Below are 4,030 nucleotides of genomic sequence, written 5' to 3' on the forward strand. Positions count from 1 at the left end.
TTTGGCGGAGCTCGACCAACATCCCCAGCTGGCCGAGTATTGCTTCCCAGCAGCATTCAAACAGCTGGGCACACTGGGAGGCGGCAACCACTTTATCGAATTGCAGCAAGAACAGGCCGGGATGTTATGTATAATGCTGCACAGCGGCAGCAGAAATGTGGGCAAGCAGGTCTGTGACTATTTTAACAAAATAGCGCGCCAACTGAATGAGCGCTGGCATAGCGTGGTGCCGGCCAGTTGTCAGTTGGCCTTCTTGCCGGTCGAGGATGATGCCGGGCGGTCATATTTGCAGTGGATGGATATGGCTTTGAATTTTGCCCGGGAAAACCGGGAAGCCATGAAGGAAAAAGTCAAGTCGATCCTGTACAGGCTGATCGAAAAGTATACTGATTTCGGACCGATCAATATCGATATGGAAATCAACGCGCATCATAATTACGCTGCCTTGGAAAACCATTATGGCGATAATGTCTGGGTGCATCGCAAAGGGGCTATCCGGGTAAGAGCAGGGGAACTGGGCATAGTGCCCGGGGCTATGGGGAGAGCCAGCTATATCGTCAAGGGTCTGGGCAACCCTGAGTCGTTCTGTTCCTGTTCGCACGGGGCCGGAAGGACAATGGGCAGGAAAAAGGCCCTGGCTACATTCTCCGCCAAAAAGGTTCTGCAGGAATTGGAAAACCGGGAGGTTATTCTGGCAACTCACAGCACCAAAGACATAGCCGATGAATCACCTTTCGTTTATAAAGACATAGATGATGTCATCGCCCAGGAAGCCGATCTGGCGGTCCCGGTTCTTAAACTGCAGACAGTGGCAGTGGTCAAAGGGTAAAATGGTACAATGACAGGGGGGCGTAGTTGTGCATGATGTTGAAGCCTGGCTGGAGGACAGGATAATCTTGAAAGTATATAAAGGTTCTCATGCCCATGGTACCAGCCATGCTGACAGTGATATAGACATCGGCGGGGTATGTGTTCCGCCGCGTGATTACCTTTATGGTCTGTATGCTTTTGAGCAATACGAGACTGATAAATACACGCAGTATCCGGACTATAACAAAAAACAACAGCCCGCTGATACGGTCATATTTGGATTGCACAAATTCGTAAAACTGGCTCTGGCGTGCAACCCCAATATAATCGAAACCCTTTATTCCGACGCTGCTCACATAATCTGTTGCAATCGCTTGGGAAGGATTTTGCTGGACCAGCGGCACCTGTTTCTAACCAAGAAAGCACGCCATACTTTTGGCGGCTATGCTTTGGCCCAGTTAAAAAGACTTAATAATAAAATGCCGCTGAACGAAAGCAAGAAGCGGCTGGCAAAATTGGATGCCTCCAAATCCAGTCTTGAAGTGCGTTCGGTTCGCTTGGAACACAGGATCAACCGTCTGTTTGGCCAGGAGCAGTTGTCTGCTGCGGAAGTCAACGAAGTGCTGTCATTGCGCAGCGAACAAACCGGCATTAAGAGCAGACTGGAGGCAATAGAAGCGGAGCAGCAAGCGATAACCAGGGCTATGGGCGCGGGCAAACATGATCATCACGGTTCTCATGCCGGGTTGATCGAAAGGTATGGCTATGATGTCAAACATGCCATGCATTTGATACGCTTGTTGAACATGGGTCTGGAAATACTGACTGAAGGCGACTGTAATGTGCTGCGGCCGGAGAATAACTATCTGATGGCGATCCGCCACGGTGAGTACACTTTGGCGCATGTTAGGCAGGAAGCGGAAAAGCTGTTCAGTCAGCTGGACGAGGCTCATGCCAAGAGCAGCCTGCCTGATGAACCGGATCAATGCTGGGTGAATCAGTTATTGCTGGATCTGAGTGAAGCCAGTTTGGACCGCTCCTACTGGGAAAAATGACGGAGAACTATATGATCATACCTGATGATGTACTTGAGGTTGTGAAAACTTTGCAGCGAAACGCCTGGGAAGCCTACCTGGTGGGCGGCTCTGTGCGGGATCTTTTGATGAACCGGGTCCCCAGTGATTACGATGTGGCCACCTCCGCCCAAACCAGCGAGATCAAGGCCTGCTTTAGCAGATGTGTGCCGGTAGGCGAGAAGCATGGCACCATTGCAGTACTGACCGGGCACAGAACGGTGGAGGTGTCCACTTATAAGGGTCAGGGGCGGTTGGGTGCAGAGAAACGACCGGGCATAGAAAATGACCTGTTATTTCGCGATTTTACCATTAATGCCATGGCTATGGATGAGTGCGGCAAGGTTATCGATCCCTACGGCGGTCTGGAAGATTTGCGCCATCAGATGCTTCGAGCCCCGGCTGGCCAAGCCCGGGATAGAATTGTGGAGGATCCGCTGCGCATGATGCGCGCGGTTCGGTTTTGCAGTACGCTGGGATTCGAACTGCACCCTGAACTGCGTCAAGCTATAGCCGAGAACTGCGGCTTACTGGCCGGTGTGGCAGTGGAGCGTATCCGTGCCGAGTTAAATCATATTTTGATTTCGGAAAGACCCGCTGCGGGAATCAGGTTTCTGCTGCAGACCGGCTTGATGGACTATGTCATTCCCGAGCTATTACCCATGGCGGGCTTCGATCAACGCAACATCAGACACGATAAAGATGTGCTGGAACACAGCCTGGCTGTTGTGGAAGGAGTGCCGCCCCGGCTTAACGTCAGGCTGGGCGCATTGCTGCATGATGTAGCCAAGCCCCGTACCTGTACGGTTGATGAAAGCGGTGTCGGGCATTTTTACAGTCATCACCTGGGAGGGCGCGAGATGGCCAAAAACATCCTGAACAGGTTGAAGTATGACAAGCAGACCATAGACGATGTTGTCATACTGGTGGGGGAGCATATGAGCCGTTTTGCCAAAATAAGAGACGTCGGACTAAAAAAACTGGTGAACAGAGTAGGTGAGCATAATCTGGAGGACCTCTATGATCTGCAGAAAGCGGATATCATGGGATCTGCCCCCCCTTTCGATTTTTCCGGCCTGGAGTGGATGCAGAGCAGAATCAAGCAGATCTTGTATGAGAAGCCACCCCTGAGTGTCAAAGATCTCGCCATAAACGGCAATGACTTGATAGAGCTGGGTTTTACACCCGGGCCTGTTATGGGCCGGATACTAAACGATTTGCTGGAAATGGTTTTAGAGGATGCCGACAGAAATGAAAGGGCGTTCTTAATAAACAAGGCCAGTGAGTACCTGCCTTCCGTAAACCACAGTAGTTAACAGGGCTGCCCAAGGGTCGCCGCCTGACCGGGGAAAAGCGACAAGCCACCCGCTTTTGCATTGTGCATTGCCGGGTGGTTGTTTATTTGCAAGAGTTAAAGCGCGTTTGCGGTGCTTCTCTTAAGAGGAAACGGTGGAAGAACAGCCGGTTATCGCAGCGCGTCATTGCAGCCCTACCGGGAGTTGACAAAAGCGTGGCAGAAAAGGTGAAACAAGACTAGCTTGCCAACAAACAAAAAAACCGTCGAACTGTCCCGATTGTTTAACTTTTTTGTAACCATTCTTAAGCATTTTGTAACGCAATTACCGGAAAAAGTTGGTATCGTGATGAAAAAGGGTATACCCCAACGAATCAAAAGGCGTCAAGGGATACTGAATTACACCGGATGGAGAGTGGAATCAACCAATGGAACGGGACGGAAAGATTGGGCCTGCTAAGTATTATGCAAAGGATCGGCTCGACGCCAGACGTTATATGCCGGGACTGGATGGGCTGCGGGCCCTGGCAGTCTTGGCGGTGATCGCTTACCATTTGAACCTGCCCTGGGCTCCGGGAGGACTTTTAGGGGTATGCATTTTCTTTGTGCTGTCCGGTTATCTTATCACCGACATTTTAGTGTCCCAATGGAAGCTTTCCGGGGGAATTAATCTGAAAGATTTCTGGCTGGGCCGGGTGCGGCGGCTGCTGCCGGCACTGTTCGCCATGCTGACCGGAGTCATGGTGTGGATATATTTATACGATCCTAACCGCTTATCATCATTGTGGAACGATGTCGTGGCGGCTGCATTCTATTCCAGCAACTGGTGGCTGATCTTTCACCAGGTTTCTTA

At 51.0% G+C, this 4,030-nt stretch carries 4 protein-coding genes; all 4 read left to right on the forward strand.

Going from position 1 to position 4,030, the window contains the following annotated elements:
• Window positions 1-829, forward strand: an 829-nt coding sequence (locus B3W37_RS10045; RefSeq protein ID WP_483175621.1) for an RtcB family protein, incomplete at its 5' end; no start/stop codon positions are given.
• A gap of 28 nt (window positions 830-857) precedes the next feature.
• Window positions 858-1,865, forward strand: a complete 1,008-nt coding sequence (locus B3W37_RS10050) for a nucleotidyltransferase domain-containing protein (RefSeq protein WP_483175622.1) — start codon at window positions 858-860, stop codon at window positions 1,863-1,865.
• A complete protein-coding gene (locus B3W37_RS10055; protein WP_483175623.1) occupies window positions 1,862-3,199 on the forward strand; it encodes a CCA tRNA nucleotidyltransferase in 1,338 nt (445 codons plus the stop codon). The genes B3W37_RS10050 and B3W37_RS10055 overlap by 4 nt, the downstream gene beginning before the upstream one ends.
• A gap of 475 nt (window positions 3,200-3,674) precedes the next feature.
• Window positions 3,675-4,030: acyltransferase family protein (locus B3W37_RS10060; protein WP_483175631.1), on the forward strand; the 356-nt coding region annotated here is incomplete at its 3' end.

This window comes from Syntrophomonas sp. UBA5494, from assembly GCF_002426325.1.